The sequence below is a fragment of the Pseudomonas cimarronensis genome (assembly GCF_049331905.1).
GTDB lineage: Bacteria > Pseudomonadota > Gammaproteobacteria > Pseudomonadales > Pseudomonadaceae > Aquipseudomonas.
Genome location: NZ_CP186283.1, coordinates 3,322,233 through 3,340,200, shown reverse-complemented (window position 1 = coordinate 3,340,200; position 17,968 = coordinate 3,322,233). Strand labels below are relative to the sequence as shown.

General features: G+C 59.7%; 15 protein-coding genes. 14 read left to right on the top strand and 1 reads right to left on the bottom strand.

Going from position 1 to position 17,968, the window contains the following annotated elements; all coding sequences use genetic code 11:
- Positions 1-97 precede the first annotated feature (97 nt).
- The gene (locus ACOCLD_RS15525; protein ID WP_422909810.1) at positions 98-991 is read right to left on the bottom strand and encodes a LysR family transcriptional regulator; all 894 of its coding nucleotides are present in this window, start codon (positions 989-991) and stop codon (positions 98-100) included.
- 182 nt (positions 992-1,173) lie between these two features.
- Here ACOCLD_RS15525 and leuC point away from each other — a divergent pair, with 182 nt between their 5' ends.
- The 14 genes from leuC to ACOCLD_RS15455 all read left to right on the top strand — a co-directional run bounded on the left by leuC (position 1,174) and on the right by ACOCLD_RS15455 (position 17,762).
- Positions 1,174-2,601 carry a 3-isopropylmalate dehydratase large subunit gene (gene leuC, locus ACOCLD_RS15520; RefSeq protein ID WP_422909809.1) on the top strand — a complete coding sequence of 476 codons (1,428 nt, stop codon included), beginning with the start codon at positions 1,174-1,176 and terminating at the stop codon, positions 2,599-2,601.
- Between the two features lie 10 nt (positions 2,602-2,611).
- The gene (leuD, locus tag ACOCLD_RS15515) at positions 2,612-3,259 is read left to right on the top strand and encodes a 3-isopropylmalate dehydratase small subunit (protein WP_257778623.1); all 648 of its coding nucleotides are present in this window, start codon (positions 2,612-2,614) and stop codon (positions 3,257-3,259) included.
- Positions 3,260-3,310: 51 nt separating this feature from the next.
- A complete protein-coding gene (gene leuB / locus ACOCLD_RS15510) occupies positions 3,311-4,393 on the top strand; it encodes a 3-isopropylmalate dehydrogenase (RefSeq protein WP_422909808.1) in 1,083 nt (360 codons plus the stop codon).
- Between the two features lie 54 nt (positions 4,394-4,447).
- Positions 4,448-5,560: an aspartate-semialdehyde dehydrogenase gene (asd, locus tag ACOCLD_RS15505; RefSeq protein ID WP_422909807.1), complete on the top strand. Its 1,113-nt coding sequence runs from the start codon at positions 4,448-4,450 to the stop codon at positions 5,558-5,560.
- Positions 5,561-5,709: 149 nt separating this feature from the next.
- Positions 5,710-6,720, top strand: a complete 1,011-nt coding sequence (locus ACOCLD_RS15500; RefSeq protein WP_422909806.1) for an aspartate-semialdehyde dehydrogenase — start codon at positions 5,710-5,712, stop codon at positions 6,718-6,720.
- 154 nt (positions 6,721-6,874) lie between these two features.
- Positions 6,875-9,727, top strand: a complete 2,853-nt coding sequence (locus ACOCLD_RS15495; RefSeq protein ID WP_422909805.1) for a FimV/HubP family polar landmark protein — start codon at positions 6,875-6,877, stop codon at positions 9,725-9,727.
- A 3-nt stretch (positions 9,728-9,730) separates the two neighbouring features.
- Positions 9,731-10,597 carry a tRNA pseudouridine(38-40) synthase TruA gene (gene truA / locus ACOCLD_RS15490; protein ID WP_422909804.1) on the top strand — a complete coding sequence of 289 codons (867 nt, stop codon included), beginning with the start codon at positions 9,731-9,733 and terminating at the stop codon, positions 10,595-10,597.
- A gap of 51 nt (positions 10,598-10,648) precedes the next feature.
- On the top strand, positions 10,649-11,269 hold the full coding sequence (locus tag ACOCLD_RS15485) for a phosphoribosylanthranilate isomerase (RefSeq protein WP_422909803.1): 621 nt from the start codon (positions 10,649-10,651) through the stop codon (positions 11,267-11,269).
- A 218-nt stretch (positions 11,270-11,487) separates the two neighbouring features.
- Positions 11,488-12,372 (top strand): acetyl-CoA carboxylase, carboxyltransferase subunit beta, encoded by an 885-nt coding sequence (gene accD / locus ACOCLD_RS15480; RefSeq protein ID WP_422909802.1) that lies wholly within the window; start codon positions 11,488-11,490, stop codon positions 12,370-12,372.
- Positions 12,369-13,676: a bifunctional tetrahydrofolate synthase/dihydrofolate synthase gene (folC, locus tag ACOCLD_RS15475; protein ID WP_422909801.1), complete on the top strand. Its 1,308-nt coding sequence runs from the start codon at positions 12,369-12,371 to the stop codon at positions 13,674-13,676. Before accD ends, folC begins: the two co-directional genes overlap by 4 nt.
- Positions 13,660-14,256 carry an SPOR domain-containing protein gene (locus tag ACOCLD_RS15470; RefSeq protein ID WP_422909800.1) on the top strand — a complete coding sequence of 199 codons (597 nt, stop codon included), beginning with the start codon at positions 13,660-13,662 and terminating at the stop codon, positions 14,254-14,256. The genes folC and ACOCLD_RS15470 overlap by 17 nt, the downstream gene beginning before the upstream one ends.
- Positions 14,257-14,396: 140 nt before the next feature.
- A complete protein-coding gene (locus tag ACOCLD_RS15465; protein WP_422909799.1) occupies positions 14,397-14,951 on the top strand; it encodes a CvpA family protein in 555 nt (184 codons plus the stop codon).
- Between the two features lie 45 nt (positions 14,952-14,996).
- On the top strand, positions 14,997-16,505 hold the full coding sequence (purF, locus tag ACOCLD_RS15460; protein WP_257778887.1) for an amidophosphoribosyltransferase: 1,509 nt from the start codon (positions 14,997-14,999) through the stop codon (positions 16,503-16,505).
- A 45-nt stretch (positions 16,506-16,550) separates the two neighbouring features.
- Positions 16,551-17,762 (top strand): O-succinylhomoserine sulfhydrylase, encoded by a 1,212-nt coding sequence (locus ACOCLD_RS15455; protein WP_422909798.1) that lies wholly within the window; start codon positions 16,551-16,553, stop codon positions 17,760-17,762.
- The last annotated feature ends 206 nt before the right edge of the window (positions 17,763-17,968 follow it).

The following is a 17,968-nucleotide window of genomic DNA, read 5'->3' as shown; positions in this document are numbered from 1 at the left end:
CTCTTCCTTTGCATATGCGGGTTTCGTGACCGCTGGCTGAGCAACTGTGCTGAGTCATGCAGAAACCTTTCTTATCGTTATGGAGCCACGTTAGCCTTTACCCGCTTGCCTGTGCAAGACCGTCACGCTGGGCATCCAGCAGGTTCATAAAGGCCCGCGCCGCATTCGACAGGGTGCGCTCGGTGTGGCTGATATAGCCCAGCTGGCGCGTCAGCTGGATGCCGGGCAACGGCAGGCGCGCAACCTGGTCATCGAGCATGGTGCGCGGCAGTACGCTCCAGGCCAGGCCGATGGACACCATCATCTTGATGGTTTCCAGGTAGTTGGTGCTCATGGCGATATTCGGCGTGAGGCCCTGCGCCTCGAACAGGCGCCGCACGATGTGGTGGGTAAAGGTGTTGCCGCCGGGAAAGACTGCCGGGTGATGGGCCACATCAGTCAGGCTGACGGCGCCATTACGCGCCAGCGGGTGCTCGGGGGCGGCGACGAAATCCAGTGGGTCGTCCCACACGGCCACCGCATGCACGGGCTCGCGGGTTTCTGGGGCGAGGGTGATCACCGCCAGCTCGGCGCGGCCATGCAGCACCTCTTCATAGGCCACTTCGGAGTCGAGAAACTGGATGTCCAGGGCTACCTGTGGGTGCGCCCGGGTAAAGGCGCGCAGCAGCGGCGGCAGTCGATGCAGGCCGATATGGTGGCTGGTGGCCAGGGTCAGGCGACCGCTGATCTCGCCGTTCAGGTTGGTCAGAGCGCGGCGCGTATCATCGAGCACATTGAGGATCTGATAGGCCCGTGGCAGCAGGGCGCGGCCGGCCTCGGTCAGGCTCACCTCGCGGCCCAGGCGATCGAACAGCCGCACATTGAGCTGTTGCTCCAGGCTGGCGATGCGTTTGCTTACCGCTGGTTGGGTCAGAAACAGGCGCTCTGCCGCTTCCGAGAAACTGCCCAACTCGGCAATGGCAATAAAGGCATTCAGGGTGGCGAGATCCATGCGGGTGGTCCTGGCGGTCGAGTCGGGAGAATGCGATCAGCATGCCGTACTCGTATTCTGTTTTGGAATGCTTTGAATAAAAAATATGAATTTGAGTAATTTCATTCGGAGCCATAGGATGGCCCCATAAGCCAAAGGGCTATTTGCCTAGGCATAGAAACAAGTTGATGAGGAAATCGCTGATGGCCGGCAAAACGCTGTACGACAAGCTCTGGGACATGCATGAGGTGAAGCGTCGCGACGATGGTTCGTCGCTGATCTACATCGATCGCCACATCCTCCACGAAGTGACCTCGCCGCAGGCCTTTGAGGGCTTGCGTCTGGCTAGCCGTAAACCGTGGCGCATCGACGCCAACATCGCCACCCCGGATCACAACGTGCCGACCACCAAGGCTGAACGTCAAGGCGGCCTTGAGGCCATCGCTGATGAAGTGTCGCGTATCCAGGTACAGACCCTGGACGAGAACTGCGATGACTTCGGCATCCTCGAATTCAAGATGAACGACGTGCGTCAGGGCATCGTTCACGTGGTGGGTCCGGAGCAGGGCGCGACCTTGCCGGGCATGACCGTAGTCTGCGGCGACTCGCACACATCCACCCATGGCGCCTTCGGTGCGCTAGCCCACGGCATCGGTACCTCCGAGGTCGAGCATGTGCTCGCCACCCAGTGCCTGGTGGCCAAGAAGATGAAGAATATGCAGGTGCGTGTCGAAGGCAAACTGCCGTTCGGCGTCACCGCCAAGGACATCGTGCTGGCCGTGATTGGCAAAATCGGCACCGCTGGTGGCAATGGCCATGCCCTGGAGTTCGCCGGCAGCGCAATCCGCGACTTGTCGCTGGAAGGGCGTATGACCATCTGCAACATGTCCATCGAAGCGGGGGCCCGCGTCGGCCTGGTGGCGGTGGATGAGAAAACCATCGCCTACGTCAAGGATCGTCCGTTTGCGCCCAAGGGCTCGGATTGGGACAAGGCCGTGGCGCAGTGGCAGGACCTGGTTTCCGATGCTGATGCAGTGTTCGATACCGTGGTCGAACTGAAAGCTGAAGACATCAAGCCGCAAGTCAGCTGGGGTACTTCCCCTGAAATGGTTCTGGCTGTGGACCAGAACGTGCCGGACCCGGCCGCTGAAAGCGACCCGGTGAAGAAGGACTCGATCATCCGCGCCCTGAAGTACATGGGCCTGTCGGCCAATCAGCCGATTACCGATATTAAGCTGGACCGCGTGTTTATCGGCTCGTGCACCAACTCACGCATCGAAGACCTGCGTGCTGCCGCTGAAGTGGCCAAGGGCCGTAAGGTTGCCAGCACTATCAAGCAGGCGCTGGTGGTGCCAGGTTCGGGTCTGGTCAAGGCGCAGGCAGAACAAGAAGGCTTGCACCACATCTTTATCGAGGCCGGCTTTGAATGGCGCGAGCCGGGCTGCTCCATGTGCCTGGCGATGAACCCGGATAAACTCGGCAATGGCGAGCATTGCGCCTCCACCTCCAACCGCAACTTCGAAGGCCGTCAGGGCGCCGGTGGTCGTACCCACCTGGTCAGCCCGGCGATGGCTGCCGCTGCTGCGGTGACCGGCCGCTTTATCGATGTGCGCGAATTGATCCAGGCCTAAGGAGCTGACGATGAAAGCTTTTACTCAACACACCGGCCTGGTCGCTCCACTGGATCGCGCCAACGTCGACACCGACCAGATCATCCCCAAGCAGTTCTTGAAGTCGATCAAACGCACCGGCTTCGGTCCGAACCTGTTCGATGAGTGGCGCTACCACGATGTCGGTCAGCCGAATCAGGATAATTCCAAACGCCCGGTGAATCAGGAGTTCGTGCTGAACTTCCCGCGCTACCAGGGCGCCAGTGTGCTGCTGGCGCGGGAGAACTTTGGTTGCGGTTCGAGCCGCGAACACGCGCCTTGGGCGCTTGAGGAGTACGGTTTTCGCACGATCATTGCGCCGAGCTTTGCCGATATCTTCTTCAACAACAGCTTCAAGAACGGCCTGCTGCCGATCATCCTCAAGGAAGATGAGGTCGATGCGTTGTTCCAGCAGGCCGAAGCCACCGAGGGTTATCAACTGACCGTCGACCTGGCCGCGCAGACCGTGACCCGCCCTGACGGCGTGCAGTACAGCTTTGAGGTTGATGCCTTCCGCAAGCATTGCCTGCTCAACGGTCTGGACGATATCGGTCTGACCTTGCAGGACAGCGATGCGATCAAGGCCTTTGAAACCACCTATCAGCAGCGCAGCCCCTGGCTGTTCGGCGCCATCAAGTAATCAGCGGGCGAGTGCATCCGTCACTCGCCGATTTAATGAGTTGAGAAAAGCATGTCCAAACAGATTCTGATTCTCCCCGGCGACGGTATCGGCCCGGAAATCATGGCCGAGGCGGTCAAGGTGCTGAACCTGGCCAACGACAAGTACAACCTGGGGTTCGAACTGAGTTTCGATGACCTCGGCGGTGCGGCCATCGACCGTTACGGCGTGCCGCTGGCTGACGAGACCTTGGCGCGCGCCAAGGCTGCCGATGCGGTGCTGCTCGGCGCCGTAGGTGGGCCGAAGTGGGACACCATTGATCCAGCCATCCGTCCGGAACGCGGCCTGTTGAAGATCCGTTCGCAGCTGGGTCTGTTCGGTAACCTGCGCCCGGCCATCCTCTACCCGCAATTGGCCGATGCTTCCAGCCTCAAGCCGGAAGTTGTCGCTGGTCTGGATATCCTTATCGTCCGCGAGCTGACGGGTGGCATCTACTTCGGTCAGCCGCGCGAAAGCAAGGTGCTGGAAAACGGCGAGCGCATGGCCTACGACACCCTGCCGTACAGCGAGAGCGAAATCCGCCGTATCGCCAAGGTCGGTTTCGACATGGCGCGCGTGCGTGGCAAGAAGCTCTGCTCGGTGGACAAGGCCAACGTGCTGGCCTCCAGCCAACTGTGGCGCGCCGTGGTCGAGGAAGTGGCCAAGGACTACCCTGACGTCGAACTGAGCCACATGTACGTCGACAACGCCGCCATGCAACTGGTGCGTGCGCCCAAACAATTCGATGTGATGGTCACCGACAACATGTTTGGTGACATTTTGTCTGACGAAGCTTCGATGCTCACCGGTTCCATCGGCATGCTGCCGTCGGCATCCTTGGACGCCAACAACAAGGGCATGTACGAGCCGTGCCACGGCTCTGCGCCGGACATCGCCGGCAAGGGCATCGCCAACCCGTTGGCCACCATTCTCTCGGTGTCGATGATGCTGCGTTACAGCTTCAATCAGGCGGCAGCAGCCGATGCTATTGAACTGGCCGTGAGCAAGGTGCTGGATCAAGGCCTGCGTACCGGCGACATCTTCAGCGCAGGTACGACCAAGGTCGGCACTGCGGCAATGGGTGATGCGGTAGTCGAAGCGCTGCGTAGTCTGTAATCTTCCTGGCCCGCCGGAGGTCTCCGGTGGTCAGCTTATATAGGTGTAGTGGTTATGAAACGTGTAGGTCTGATCGGTTGGCGCGGCATGGTCGGTTCCGTGCTGATGCAACGCATGCTGGAAGAGCAGGATTTCGACTTGATCGAACCGGTGTTCTTCACCACCTCCAATGTCGGCGGCCAAGGCCCGGCGATTGGCAAGGAAACGGCGCCCTTGAAGGACGCCTACAGCATCGACGAGCTGAAAAGCCTAGACGTGATTCTGACCTGCCAGGGCGGTGACTACACCAACGAAGTCTTCCCCAAGCTGCGCGAAGCCGGCTGGCAGGGCTACTGGATCGATGCCGCCTCGTCGCTGCGTATGGATGACAGCTCGGTCATCGTGCTCGATCCGGTCAACCGTAAGGTGATCGACCAGCAGCTGGATGCCGGCACCAAGAACTACATCGGCGGCAACTGCACCGTCAGCCTGATGCTCATGGCCCTGGGTGGTCTGTACGAAGCCGGTCTGGTCGAGTGGATGAGTGCCATGACCTATCAGGCGGCCTCCGGCGCTGGCGCGCAGAATATGCGTGAGCTGATCAAGCAAATGGGCGCGATCAACACCTCGGTAGCTGATGAGCTGGCCGATCCAGCCAGCGCCATTCTGGATATTGACCGTAAAGTGGCCGAAGCCATGCGCGGTGAGTCGTTCCCGGTCGATAATTTCGGCGTGCCGCTGGCCGGCAGCCTGATTCCTTACATCGACAAGGAACTGCCAAATGGGCAGAGCCGTGAAGAGTGGAAGGGCCAGGCGGAAACCAACAAGATTCTCGGTCGCTTCAAAAACCCGATCCCGGTTGATGGCCTGTGCGTGCGCATTGGCGCCATGCGTTGCCACAGTCAGGCGCTGACCATCAAACTGAACAAGGATGTGCCGCTATCGGACATCGAAGGTCTGATCAGCCAGCACAATCCTTGGGTCAAGCTGGTGCCAAACCAGCGCGAAGCGAGCATTCGCGAGCTGGGCCCGACTGCGGTAACCGGTACCCTGAGCGTGCCGGTCGGCCGTCTGCGCAAGCTCAATATGGGATCGCAATACCTCGGCGCGTTCACGGTCGGCGATCAGCTGCTGTGGGGCGCGGCTGAACCGCTGCGGCGCATGCTGCGTATCCTGCTGGAGCGTTAATCGCGCAGCGTTGATACGCGAACAGGCTGTTCAAGAAAAGGGGCGGGCTGCTGGCTGTTCGAGTCAAATCGAGCATCCGGCAGCCCGCTTCTTTGCATTTTGCGGGCCTGGCGATACAGTGCTTGGCTTATTTCGCTTGAAGTGCCGTCATGACCCGAACCTTTGATATTGCCGTGATCGGTGCCACCGGTAGCGTTGGCGAAGCCTTGGTGCAACTGCTGGAAGAGCGCGAATTCCCGGTGGCCAATCTGCACCTGCTGGCCAGCGGAGAGTCGGCAGGGCGCTCGTTGACCTTCAACGGCAAAAGCCTGCGCGTTCGTGATCTGCAGGGCTTTGATTTTGCCAATGTGCGCCTGGCGTTCTTTGCCGCAGGCAGCAAGATTACCCAGGCGTATGCGGCGCAGGCGGCTGCGGCCGGCTGTGCGGTGATTGATCTGGCCAGTGGCCTGCCCGCTGAGCAGGCGCCGCGGCTGGTGCCTGAGGTCAATGCGCAGGTGCTCGCTGCGCTGAATGCGCCATACCTGCTGACCAGTCCGAGCGCGCCGGCGATCGCTCTGGCTGCAGTGCTGGCCGCGCTGCCTGAGTCCTTGGCTATCCAGCGACTGACCGTTACTGCTTGCCTGGCTGTTTCCAGCCGCGGTCGTGAAGCTGTATCCGAACTGGCGCGCCAGACCGCTGAATTGCTTAACGGTCGAGCCCTTGAGCCACGGCTGTTTGATCGGCAGGTGGCATTCAATCTGTTGGCGCAGGTCGAGCAGACTGATAGCCAGGGGCATGCTGCGTTGGAGCGGCAGATCGCCAGCGAAATCAGGCAATTGCTTGGTGTGCCGCAGCTGCCGGTCGCTATCACCTGTATCCAGGCACCAGTGTTTTTTGGCGACAGTTTGAGCGTTTCTCTGCAGGCCGAGTCGGCTATCGATCTGCAGCAAATCAGTGCTGCACTAGACGGCGCATCTGCGCTAGAGCTGGTTGAACCGGATGATTACCCGACTGCAGTGGGTGATGCGGTTGGCCAGGATGTGGTCTATGTGGGCCGGGTACGTGCGGGTTTGGATGATCCAGCCGAACTCAATTTGTGGATCACGTCTGATAATGTGAGAAAAGGCGCGGCGCTGAATGCTGTGCAAATAGCCGAGTTGTTGATAAAACACTATCTGTAAAAGATACTTACCTAGAAATTTGAAGAATCTTTCGAGCTTGGCAATACTGGCTGAGTTGATTGCTGAATGGGGTAACACCTTCGGGTGGGGCAGGCAGCAATTTTCAAGATCCTCTCGCTGGTCGAGAAAAAAAGATAAAACAAGGGATAACGCTATGGTTCGGGTTCGCAAACTGGTGCTGGCAATCGCAGCTGCTTCGGCGCTGTCATCCGGTATGGCGCACGCTCTGGGGCTGGGTGAAGTGACCCTGCAATCGGCGCTCAATCAGCCGCTGGTCGCAGAGATCGAGTTGCTGGAAGTGCGCGACCTGGCTTCCAATGAAGTCATTCCAACCCTGGCGTCCCCCGAAGCATTCACCAAGGCTGGTGTTGACCGTCAGTATTTTCTGACTGACCTCAAGTTCACGCCAGTGCTCAAGCCCAATGGCAAAAGTGTCATTCGGGTGACTTCCAACAAGCCCATGCGCGAGCCCTACCTGAACTTCCTGGTTGAAGTGCTGTGGCCGAATGGCCGTTTGCTGCGCGAATACACCCTGTTGCTTGATCCGCCGCTGTATACCCCGCAAAGCGTTATTCCTGCGGCCGCGCAGCTGCCTGTAGCTGCCCCGGCGCCTGCTCCGCGTGTGCAAACCCCAGCTCCTGCGCCGCGTCCAGCTACTGCTGCAACTGAGCCAGCAGCGCCTGCGGCTCCAACCGCACCTGCTGCGCTAGCGGCCAAACCGCTGCAAGGTAATGAATACAAAACCACTGCCAACGATACCCTCTGGGAAATTGCCCAGCGCGCACGTGCCGGTGGCAGTGTGCATCAAGCCATGCTGGCCATTCAGGATCTGAACCCGGATGCCTTTGTGGGTGGCAATATCAACCGTCTGAAAAGCGGCCAGGTGCTGCGTCTGCCGGATGAGCAGCAGATCAAGAGCCGCGCTCAAGGCGAAGCCATTGCCCAGGTCGCCGAGCAGAATGCCGCCTGGCGTGAAGGTCGCAGCGTAGCCACCAGCGCGCGTCAACTGGATGCCACCAAGCGCACCAGCGCCGCAGCTGCACCGGCCAAGGTCGAGACAGGTGATAGCCTGAAGCTGGTTGCCGCTGATAGTGGCAAGGCCACTGCCGGCAGTGATAAAGGCGCAGCTGACAGCAAAGCGCTGACTGACAAATTGGCCGTGACCCAGGAAAGCCTGGACTCCAGCCGCCGTGAAAACGATGAGCTTAAAGGTCGCATGACCGATTTGCAGAGCCAGCTCGACAAACTGCAGCGTCTGATTCAGCTCAAAGACGATCAGATGGCCAAGCTGCAGGCCGATTTGGCTGCGCAGAACAATGCGCCAGTTCCGGCTGCTGTACCGGCAGCACCGGCTGCAGTGGTTGAGGCGCCAGTGGTAGCTGAAGTCCCTGCGGCGCCTGCGCCAGTGACTGCACCGCAAGAGCCTGTGGCTGCACCCGCTCCGGTTGAGCCGGCGGTGACCGGTGAGACTGATTTCAACTACAGCGAAGAGCCTGCTACGCAGCCTGAGGCGGCAGCGCCGGCTGCGCCAGAGCCAGAGCCCGCTCCAGTCGTGGCGCCTGAGCCTGCCCCGGTAGCACCGCCAGCGCCAGTCGTTGAGGCTCCGGTGGTTGCAGAACCGCAGGCCGAGAGCAGCGCTATTGATGACCTGTTGGCCAGCCCGATGCTGTTGGGTGTAGCCGGTGGTGGTGCGTTGCTGGTGCTGCTGATTGCGTTGATGATGCTTTCCCGTCGCAATGCGATGAAAGAAGCAGAACTGCAAGAGAGCCTGGCCGCTGATGAGAATGCCTCCGACCTGGGTGCTGGTCTGGATTTGCCGGATGACAGTTTTGCCGGCCTGAGTGATGACCTCGGCAGCCAGCAAGCTGAAGCGCCGAGCGAAGAGCGGGTCACTGCGCAGACTGGCGATGCATTGGGTGAGGCTGATATCTACATTGCTTATGGCCGTTTCCCGCAGGCTGCCGAGTTGCTGCAGACCGCGATCAATGACGAGCCGCAGCGCAGTGATCTGCGCCTGAAACTGATGGAAGTCTATGCCGAGATGGGTGACCGCAATGGTTTTGCCCGTCAGGACGACGAGCTGCGTGAAATCGGTGGCAGCGCCGCCGAAGTCGATCAAATCAAGGCCAAGTACCCCGCAATGGCGGCGGTAGCCGCTGGTGCCGGTTTTGCAGCAGCTGCGGCTGCCGGAGATCTGGATAGCTTCAGCCTGGATGATCTGACCCTGGATGATCCGGCTCCGAAGGCAGCTGCTGGTGATCAGGATGATGCATTTGACCTGAGTCTGGATGACCTTGAGTCTGAGTTGGATCGTGACCTGCAGGCAGCTGGTGACAATGCTTCGCTGAATGATCTCGACAGCCTGGCGCTGGACAGCGACCTCGACTTCAGCTCGCCGCTTGAGCAAGCAGATAACAAAGAAGACGACCTGGGCTTTGACTTGAGCCTGGCGGACAGCAGTAGCGACACCTTGGATCTGGGTGCTGATCTGGCGGACTTCAGTCTCGACCTGGATACTCCGGCCAAACCTGCGGCAGATGCTGAGGATGATTTCCTCCTGAGCCTGGATGATGAGCCCAAGGCGGCGCCGGCTGCTGCCGAAGCAAGTTTTGAATTGCCAGCGGAAGAAGCGGCTGGTGACTTTGACCTGTCAGCTGACTTTGATCTGTCGCTGAGTGATGACGCACCTGTTCAGCCATCGAGCGACAGCTTTGCTGCACAACTGGACGAAGTCAGCGCTGAGTTGGATCTGCTTTCCGATGATCTGGATCAGCCGGCTGATTTGGATATGTCGCCAAGTGCGCCTGCCAGTGCGGCACTGGACAATGACGATGACTTCGACTTCCTCTCGGGTACTGACGAGACGGCCACCAAGCTCGATCTGGCGCGTGCCTACATCGACATGGGTGATACCGAAGGTGCTCGCGATATCCTCGATGAAGTCATCACCGAAGGTAACGAAGGTCAGCAACAGGAAGCGCGTGAGCTGATCGCTAAATTGGTTTGATACATGTCTGATGGTTTTACTACAACGGCAGCCGATTCGGCTGCCGTTGGCGTTTTCAAGATAGCCCTGGGTGTTGAGTACAAGGGTTCGCGTTATCGCGGCTTTCAGCGCCAGCGTGCCGGTGTGCCTTCAATCCAGGAGTCGCTGGAGAAAGCCCTGGCGAAAGTCGCTGGTGGTGTGCCCGTAACCTTAAGTTGTGCCGGGCGTACCGATGCGCTGGTGCATGCCAGCGGTCAGGTCGTGCATTTCAATACACCAGTCGAGCGCTCCATGCATGCCTGGGTGATGGGCGCGAATATGAATTTGCCCGGCGATATCAGCGTGACCTGGGCCAAGTCGATGCCAGCGCACTTTGATGCGCGTTTCTGCGCTCAGGCGCGGCGATACCGTTATGTGATCTATAACGACCAGATTCGCCCAGCGCATATGGCTGAAGAAGTCACCTGGAACCATAGGCCGCTGGATATCGAAAGCATGCGCCAAGCCGCGCAGTGTTTTATCGGTACCCACGATTTCAGCGCTTTCCGTGCCCGTCAGTGCCAGGCCAAGTCACCAATCAAGACGGTGCATCACCTGGAGTTGCTGCAGTACGGGCGGTTTATCGTGCTGGATATCCGCGCCAATGCGTTTCTGCATCATATGGTGCGCAATATCGCCGGGGTGCTGATGACCATTGGTGCGGGCGAGCGGCCGGTGGCATGGGCGCAGGAAGTGCTAGAAACCCGCGTGCGGCGTACCGGTGGGGTGACTGCTCACCCCTATGGCTTGTATCTGGTGCAGGTTGATTACCCCGAAGAGTTCGACTTGCCCAAGCGCTACCTGGGCCCGCACTTTCTTTCCGGCTTGCCGGATGTGGCGGCTGACGCCTGAAAGGCTATTTGCTAGCATCCGGCTTCAACTGAATTTATCGAGGTCACCCTGTTGTCAGCCGTTCGCAGCAAGATTTGTGGCATTACTCGCATAGAGGACGCATTGTCGGCTGTTGAGGCGGGTGCAGATGCGATTGGTCTGGTGTTCTATGCCAAGAGCCCGCGCGCGGTCACGCTGCAGCAGGCGCGCTCGATCATTGCTGCTTTGCCGCCCTTTGTGACCACGGTAGGTCTGTTTGTCGATGCCAGTCGCTGTGAGTTGGGTGAGATTCTCGACGCTGTGCCGCTGGATCTGCTGCAGTTCCATGGTGACGAGAGTCCTGAAGATTGTGATGGCTACCATCGTCCGTATATCAAAGCGCTGCGCGTCAAGCCGGGCGATGACATTGCTGCTCAGGTGGCGCTGTTCAAGAATGCCAGCGGCGTATTGCTGGACACCTATGTGCCAGGTATTCCAGGTGGTACGGGCGAAGCATTCGATTGGTCGTTGGTGCCTCACGACTTGAGCAAGCCGGTTATTCTGGCAGGCGGCCTGACGGCTGAGAATGTTGTACAGGCCATCGCGCAGGTGCGTCCCTATGCGGTGGATGTCAGTGGTGGCGTAGAAAAGACCAAGGGCATCAAGGATGCCGAGAAGATTCGCGCTTTTATGCAGGCCGTAAAGACTGTCTGAGGTGTGCAGGGTTGATGTGACGGCGATGCTGGCTTGGCCGTCCATACCCCTGTTGCAGGTTGGATAAACGCTGCAGGCGGTCGTTCGAGGCGGCGGGTGCGTAAATGCTGATGGCAGTGCACCGGCCCCTGAAACGGCTGTAGCCATGAATTTTCCCGGTTAGGGCTGGTCGCATACAGCGCAGCCCGTCCGGTTAACAGCTTTGGAGAGTCAAGAGCATGAGCAACTGGTTGGTAGACAAACTGATCCCATCGATCATGCGATCCGAGGTCAAAAAAAGTTCGGTGCCTGAAGGTCTGTGGCACAAGTGTCCGTCCTGTGACGCGGTGCTGTACAAGCCCGAGCTGGAAAAGACCCTGGATGTTTGCCCCAAGTGCAATCACCACATGCGCATTGATGCCCGTGCGCGCTTGGATATATTCCTCGATGCCGAGGGGCGTGAAGAGCTGGGTGCCGACCTTGAGCCGGTTGACCGTCTGAAGTTTCGCGACAGCAAAAAGTACAAGGATCGCCTTACAGGCGCGCAAAAGCAGACCGGCGAGAAAGATGCCCTGGTGTCGATTCGCGGCACCCTGGAAGGCATGCCGATTGTGACCTGCGCGTTTGAATTCTCCTTTATGGGTGGTTCGATGGGCGCCATCGTTGGTGAGCGCTTTGTCCGCGCCGCCAATGTCGCCCTGGAGCAGCGTTGCCCGCTGGTGTGCTTCTCCGCCTCCGGTGGCGCGCGTATGCAGGAAGCGCTGATCTCGCTGATGCAGATGGCCAAGACCTCGGCCGTGCTGGCACGTCTGCGTGAAGAAGGTATTCCGTTTATTTCCGTACTGACCGACCCGGTTTACGGCGGCGTATCGGCCAGCCTGGCCATGCTCGGTGATGTGATTGTTGCCGAGCCTCGTGCGCTGATCGGTTTTGCTGGCCCGCGGGTGATCGAGCAGACCGTGCGCGAAAAACTGCCGGAAGGCTTCCAGCGCAGTGAGTTCCTGCTGGAGCATGGCGCCATCGACATGATCATTCACCGTGCCGAACTGCGTCCGCGTCTGGCGCGTCTGTTGGCCCAGCTGATGGGGCTGCCATCGCCTGTTGCACTGCCGGCGACTGCATGACTGAACGTTCCCTTGCCGATTGGCTGAGCTATCTGGAGCAACTGCACCCCAGCGCCATTGATATGGGGCTGGAGCGTTCGCGGATCGTGTTGCAGCGCCTGGGTCTGGCCAGGATTGCTCCGCGGGTGATCACCGTCACCGGCACCAATGGCAAGGGCTCGACCTGTGCCTTTATTGCCTCGCTGTTGCAGGGGCAGGGGCTCAAGGTTGGTGTTTACAGCTCTCCCCATTTGCTGCGTTACAACGAGCGGGTACAGATTGTCGGTGTTGAAGCCAGCGATGCCCAGCTCTGCGAAGCCTTTGCCGTGGTCGAGGCGGCGCGTGGCGATACCTCGCTGACCTATTTCGAAATGGGTACCCTGGCGGCCTTCTGGCTGTTTCAGCAGGCCGGTCTGGATGCGCTGGTGCTGGAAGTGGGCCTGGGTGGCCGCCTGGATGCGGTGAATCTGCTGGACGCCGATATTGCCGTGGTGACCAGCATTGGCATCGATCACGCCGACTGGCTTGGCGATAGCCGTGAATCAGTCGCCTTCGAGAAGGCAGGTATTCTGCGCGCTGCTAAACCGGCTTTGTGTGGTGATATCGATCCGCCGCAGCCGCTACTCGATCAGGTGGCGCTGCTGGATACGCCATTCTTCCTGCGTGGTCGTGATTACGACCTGAGTATTGATGGGCAAAGTTGGTCCTGGTGTGGCCTTAATCACCAGGGCGAAGTGCTGCGCCTGAGTCAGTTGCCGTTGCTTGATCTGCCCATGGAAAACGCTGCATTGGCCTTGCAGGCATACGCAGTGATGCAATTGCCCTGGCAGCCCGAGGTGATCAGTCAGGCGCTGCTGCAAACCCGGGTGACCGGGCGACTGGATCGCAGATTACTCAATTGGCAGGGTAAGTCACTCACGCTGCTGCTCGATGTTGGGCATAATCCCCATGCGGCTGATTATCTGGCTCAGCGTCTGGCTGCGCGAGCCTTGCCGGGCAAGCGTTTGGCGGTGTTCGGCCTGCTTGCCGACAAGGATCTGAGTGGTGTGGTGGCGCCCTTGTTGAGCGAAGTCGATAACTGGGCAGTGGCGCCATTGCCGACCAGTCGTAGCCGTGAAGCCGCCGAGTTGCAGGCGCATCTGCAGCGCTGTGGTGCGCAAGTAGCTGTTTATGCCGGCGTGCAGGCGGCACTGGAAGCTCAGTGCGAACAGGCCGCCGATGGCGATGAAGTGCTGTTGTTTGGATCTTTCTACTGCGTGGCCGAGGCCCTGGATTGGCTGGCCCGCCAAGCCAATGGGGGCGTGCAGGATGGCTTTGCTGGATAAAGGACTGAAGCAGCGCATGGTCGGTGCGCTGGTGTTGCTGGCGCTGGCAGTGATCTTCCTGCCCATGCTGTTATCGCGTGAAGACGAGTCGCGTCGGGTGCAGGTAGATGCCCCCGAAATGCCGGCTGTGCCTGAAATGCCCAATATTGAGGTGCAACCAGTGGCTGTGCCTGAGCCACAGTTGCTGCCAGATGAGCCGGTTGCTCCCGATGCGCCACAAAGTCTGGAACCGGTCGAGGCACCGTCGCTTGAACAACCCGCTGCGGCCGTAGTGCAGGCGCCTGCTGCTGCGCCAGTGGCCGCGCCACCTGCTGCGCAGACTAAGCTGGATGCCAATAGCCTGCCGATCAGCTGGTCGGTGCAGTTGGCGAGTCTGTCCAGCAGCGAGGGAGCGCAGAAACTGCAGAAAACCCTGCGCAGCCAGGGCTATAACGCCTATATCCGCAGCGTCGATGGCATGAACCGGGTATTTGTCGGGCCGCTGATTGAGCGTGCCGAGGCGGATCGCCTGCGTGATCAGCTCAATCGTCAGCACAAGCTCAATGGGTTTGTGGTGCGCTTTCAGCCAGAAGCAGGCTGATCAATCGGCTTGATAGGCCCTGTCAGTTCAGGCAAGTCGCCGGATTGGCCGGGCATTTCAGCGGTTGGTGAATCCTTTGCTTACTCCCTTTGCAGGTGCTCTGCTAAAATGCAGCGCCTTTCCTGTTGGTAACCTGCATCGTGGCATTCACCTGGGTCGATTGGGCGATCATCGCCGTTGTCGCCATTTCAAGTCTGATCAGTCTGAGCCGAGGCTTCGTCAAGGAAGCCCTGTCGCTGCTTACCTGGATCATTGCTGGCGTGGTCGCCTGGATGTTCGGCGGCGCACTGTCGCAGCACCTGGTGGATTTTATCGAGACGCCTTCGGCGCGCGTGATTGCAGGTTGCGCGATTCTATTTGTGGTCACCCTGTTGGTTGGTGCCCTGGTCAACTACCTGATTGGTGAATTGATCCGGGTGACCGGGCTGTCGGGGACTGATCGTTTTCTCGGCATGGTCTTCGGCGCAGCGCGCGGAGGCCTGCTGGTTGTGGTGCTGGTCGGTCTGATCAGCCTGGCTCCGGTTCAACAAGACAGTTGGTGGCAGGAGTCAGCACTTCTGCCGCATTTTCTGATGGTTGCTGATTGGTCGAAAAACCTGATTCTGGGGTTGTCCAGTGAGTGGCTGGCCAGCGGCGTTACTGCGCCGGTGGAGTTACCGTTCAAAGAGGCACTGCAGCAGCCTAAACTGCCGTAAGTGCATTGCGAATCATCGTGTTTCATTGAGTAGGGGTTGCGTCACATGTGCGGCATTGTCGGTATCGTCGGTAAATCGAACGTCAATCAGGCGCTGTATGACGGGCTGACCGTCCTCCAGCACCGCGGCCAGGATGCTGCCGGTATTGTCACCAGCCATGATGGTCGCCTGTTCCTGCGCAAGGATAACGGTCTGGTGCGTGATGTGTTCCAGCAGCGCCACATGCAGCGCCTGGTCGGCCATATGGGCATCGGTCACGTGCGCTACCCCACGGCGGGTAGTTCCAGCTCGGCCGAAGCGCAACCGTTCTACGTCAACTCGCCGTATGGCATCACCCTGGCGCACAACGGCAACCTGACTAACGTCGAGCAGCTGGCCAAGGAGATCTACGAGTCCGACCTGCGCCACGTCAACACCAACTCCGATTCGGAGGTGCTGCTCAACGTGTTCGCTCACGAGCTGGCCCAGCGCGGCAAGCTGCAGCCCACCGAAGAAGACGTGTTTGCCGCTGTGACCGATGTGCACGAGCGCTGCCTGGGTGGTTATGCGGTGGTGGCGATGATCACCGGTTACGGCATCGTCGGCTTCCGCGACCCTAACGGCATCCGCCCGATCGTCTTCGGTCAGCGTCACACCGACGAAGGCGTGGAATACATGATCGCCTCGGAAAGCGTGTCGCTCGACGTGCTCGGTTTCACCCTGATCCGTGACCTCGCGCCGGGTGAAGCGGTATACATCACCGAGGAAGGCAAGCTATTTACCCGCCAGTGCGCCGCGAATCCAAAATACGCCCCGTGCATCTTCGAGCACGTTTACCTGGCACGTCCGGACTCGATCATGGATGGCATCTCGGTGTACAAGGCGCGTCTGCGTATGGGCGAGAAGCTTGCCGAGAAGATCCAGCGCGAGCGTCCTGATCACGACATTGATGTGGTCATCCCGATTCCGGATACCAGCCGTACCGCCGCTCTTGAGCTGGCCAACCACCTGGGCGTGAAATTCCGCGAAGGTTTTGTGAAGAACCGCTATATCGGTCGTACTTTCATCATGCCGGGCCAGGCGGCTCGCAAGAAGTCCGTGCGGCAGAAACTCAACGCCATCGAGCTGGAGTTCCGCGGCAAGAATGTGATGCTGGTGGATGACTCCATTGTGCGTGGCACCACCTGCAAGCAGATCATCCAGATGGCCCGCGAAGCCGGGGCGAAGAACGTGTATTTCTGCTCGGCGGCGCCGGCGGTGCGTTACCCGAACGTGTATGGCATCGACATGCCCAGTGCGCACGAGTTGATCGCCCACGGTCGCAGCACCGAGGAAGTCTGTGAGCTGATCGGCGCCGACTGGCTGGTCTATCAGGACCTGCCAGATCTGATCGAAGCGGTCAGCGGCAGCAAGAAGATCAAGATCGACAATTTCGACTGCGCGGTGTTCGACGGCAAGTACGTCACCGGTGATGTCGATGAGGCTTACCTGAACCGTATCGAACAGGCGCGTAACGACGCCACTAAGGCCAAGTCGCAGGCGGTCAGTGCAATCATCGACCTGTATAACAACTAGGTTGCAGCCCGGCCCGCTGCTTTGGTCCGGTTGAAGGAATTGGCAATGACGAATGAATGGCAAGCCGGGCGTCTGGACAGTGATCTGGACGGCGTTGGTTTCGACACCCTGGCGGTCCGTGCCGGCCAGCACCGCTCACCCGAAGGTGAGCACAGCGAGGCGATCTACCCGACCTCCAGCTATGTATTCCGCTCGGCGGCCGACGCCGCTGCGCGTTTTGCCGGGGAAGTGCCGGGTAACGTTTACTCGCGCTACACCAACCCGACGGTGCGTGCCTTCGAGGAACGCATCGCCGCCCTGGAAGGCGCCGAACAGGCAGTAGCCACCGCGTCTGGCATGTCGGCGATTCTGGCGATTGTCATGAGTCTGTGCAGCGCTGGCGATCATGTGCTGGTGTCGCGCAGTGTATTCGGCTCGACCATCAGCCTGTTCGAGAAGTACCTCAAGCGCTTCGGCGTGCAGGTCGACTACGTGCCCCTGGCGGATCTCGACGGCTGGGCCGCTGCGTTCAAACCCAACACCAAGCTGCTGTTTGTCGAGTCGCCGTCCAACCCGTTGGCCGAGCTGGTAGACATTGCGGCTTTGGCCGAGATTGCTCATGGCAAGGGCGCGCTGTTGGCGGTGGATAACTGCTTCTGCACCCCAGCGTTGCAGCAGCCGTTGAAGCTCGGTGCCGACGTAGTGATGCACTCGGCGACCAAATATATCGACGGTCAAGGCCGCAGCATGGGCGGTGTGGTCGCCGGTTCGGCCAAGCTGATGACCGAAGTGGTGGGTTTTTTGCGCACGGCCGGGCCGACGCTCAGCCCGTTCAATGCCTGGATTTTCCTCAAGGGCCTGGAAACCCTGCGCATCCGCATGCAGGCGCATTGCGCCAGTGCGTTGCAACTGGCGTTATGGCTGGAGCAGCAACCAGGCATTGAGCGTGTGTATTACGCAGGCCTGCCCAGCCATCCGCAGCATGAACTGGCCAAGCGTCAGCAGAGTGCCTTCGGTGCCGTGGTCAGTTTTGAGGTCAAGGGTGGCAAAGATGCCGCCTGGCGCTTTATCGATGCCACGCGGGTGATTTCCATCACCACCAACCTCGGTGACACCAAGACCACCATTGCCCATCCGGCGACCACTTCCCATGGCCGTCTGACACCTGCCGAACGGGCCAATGCCGGGATTCGTGACAACCTGATCCGCGTTGCCGTCGGTCTTGAAGACCTGGCTGATCTGCAGGCGGATCTGGCGCGCGGTCTGGCGGCGCTCTAAGCCACTCCCAGCACCTGGCGGGCGGCCCGCCAGGTGTTCGATTGTTTACCAGCGGCTTTTTATTGCTTCGCGCTATCTGATGGCGTGCTCAACTGTGGGCCAACCTTTGGCTAGCCGCAGGCGAACTTTGACGCACTTCAAATTTTCTCCCTGCGCAGGCGCTAGCATCCATCGCCAGGCGCGGCGTCTGACCGCGCGACAATAAT

Coding starts and splice junctions, on each gene's coding strand:
- ACOCLD_RS15525 (WP_422909810.1), bottom strand. CDS start 991: ATGGATCTCGCCACCCTGAATGCCTTTATTGCCATTGCCGAGTTGGGC.
- leuC (WP_422909809.1), top strand. CDS start 1,174: ATGGCCGGCAAAACGCTGTACGACAAGCTCTGGGACATGCATGAGGTG.
- leuD (WP_257778623.1), top strand. CDS start 2,612: ATGAAAGCTTTTACTCAACACACCGGCCTGGTCGCTCCACTGGATCGC.
- leuB (WP_422909808.1), top strand. CDS start 3,311: ATGTCCAAACAGATTCTGATTCTCCCCGGCGACGGTATCGGCCCGGAA.
- asd (WP_422909807.1), top strand. CDS start 4,448: ATGAAACGTGTAGGTCTGATCGGTTGGCGCGGCATGGTCGGTTCCGTG.
- ACOCLD_RS15500 (WP_422909806.1), top strand. CDS start 5,710: ATGACCCGAACCTTTGATATTGCCGTGATCGGTGCCACCGGTAGCGTT.
- ACOCLD_RS15495 (WP_422909805.1), top strand. CDS start 6,875: ATGGTTCGGGTTCGCAAACTGGTGCTGGCAATCGCAGCTGCTTCGGCG.
- truA (WP_422909804.1), top strand. CDS start 9,731: ATGTCTGATGGTTTTACTACAACGGCAGCCGATTCGGCTGCCGTTGGC.
- accD (WP_422909802.1), top strand. CDS start 11,488: ATGAGCAACTGGTTGGTAGACAAACTGATCCCATCGATCATGCGATCC.
- folC (WP_422909801.1), top strand. CDS start 12,369: ATGACTGAACGTTCCCTTGCCGATTGGCTGAGCTATCTGGAGCAACTG.
- ACOCLD_RS15470 (WP_422909800.1), top strand. CDS start 13,660: ATGGCTTTGCTGGATAAAGGACTGAAGCAGCGCATGGTCGGTGCGCTG.
- purF (WP_257778887.1), top strand. CDS start 14,997: ATGTGCGGCATTGTCGGTATCGTCGGTAAATCGAACGTCAATCAGGCG.
- ACOCLD_RS15455 (WP_422909798.1), top strand. CDS start 16,551: ATGACGAATGAATGGCAAGCCGGGCGTCTGGACAGTGATCTGGACGGC.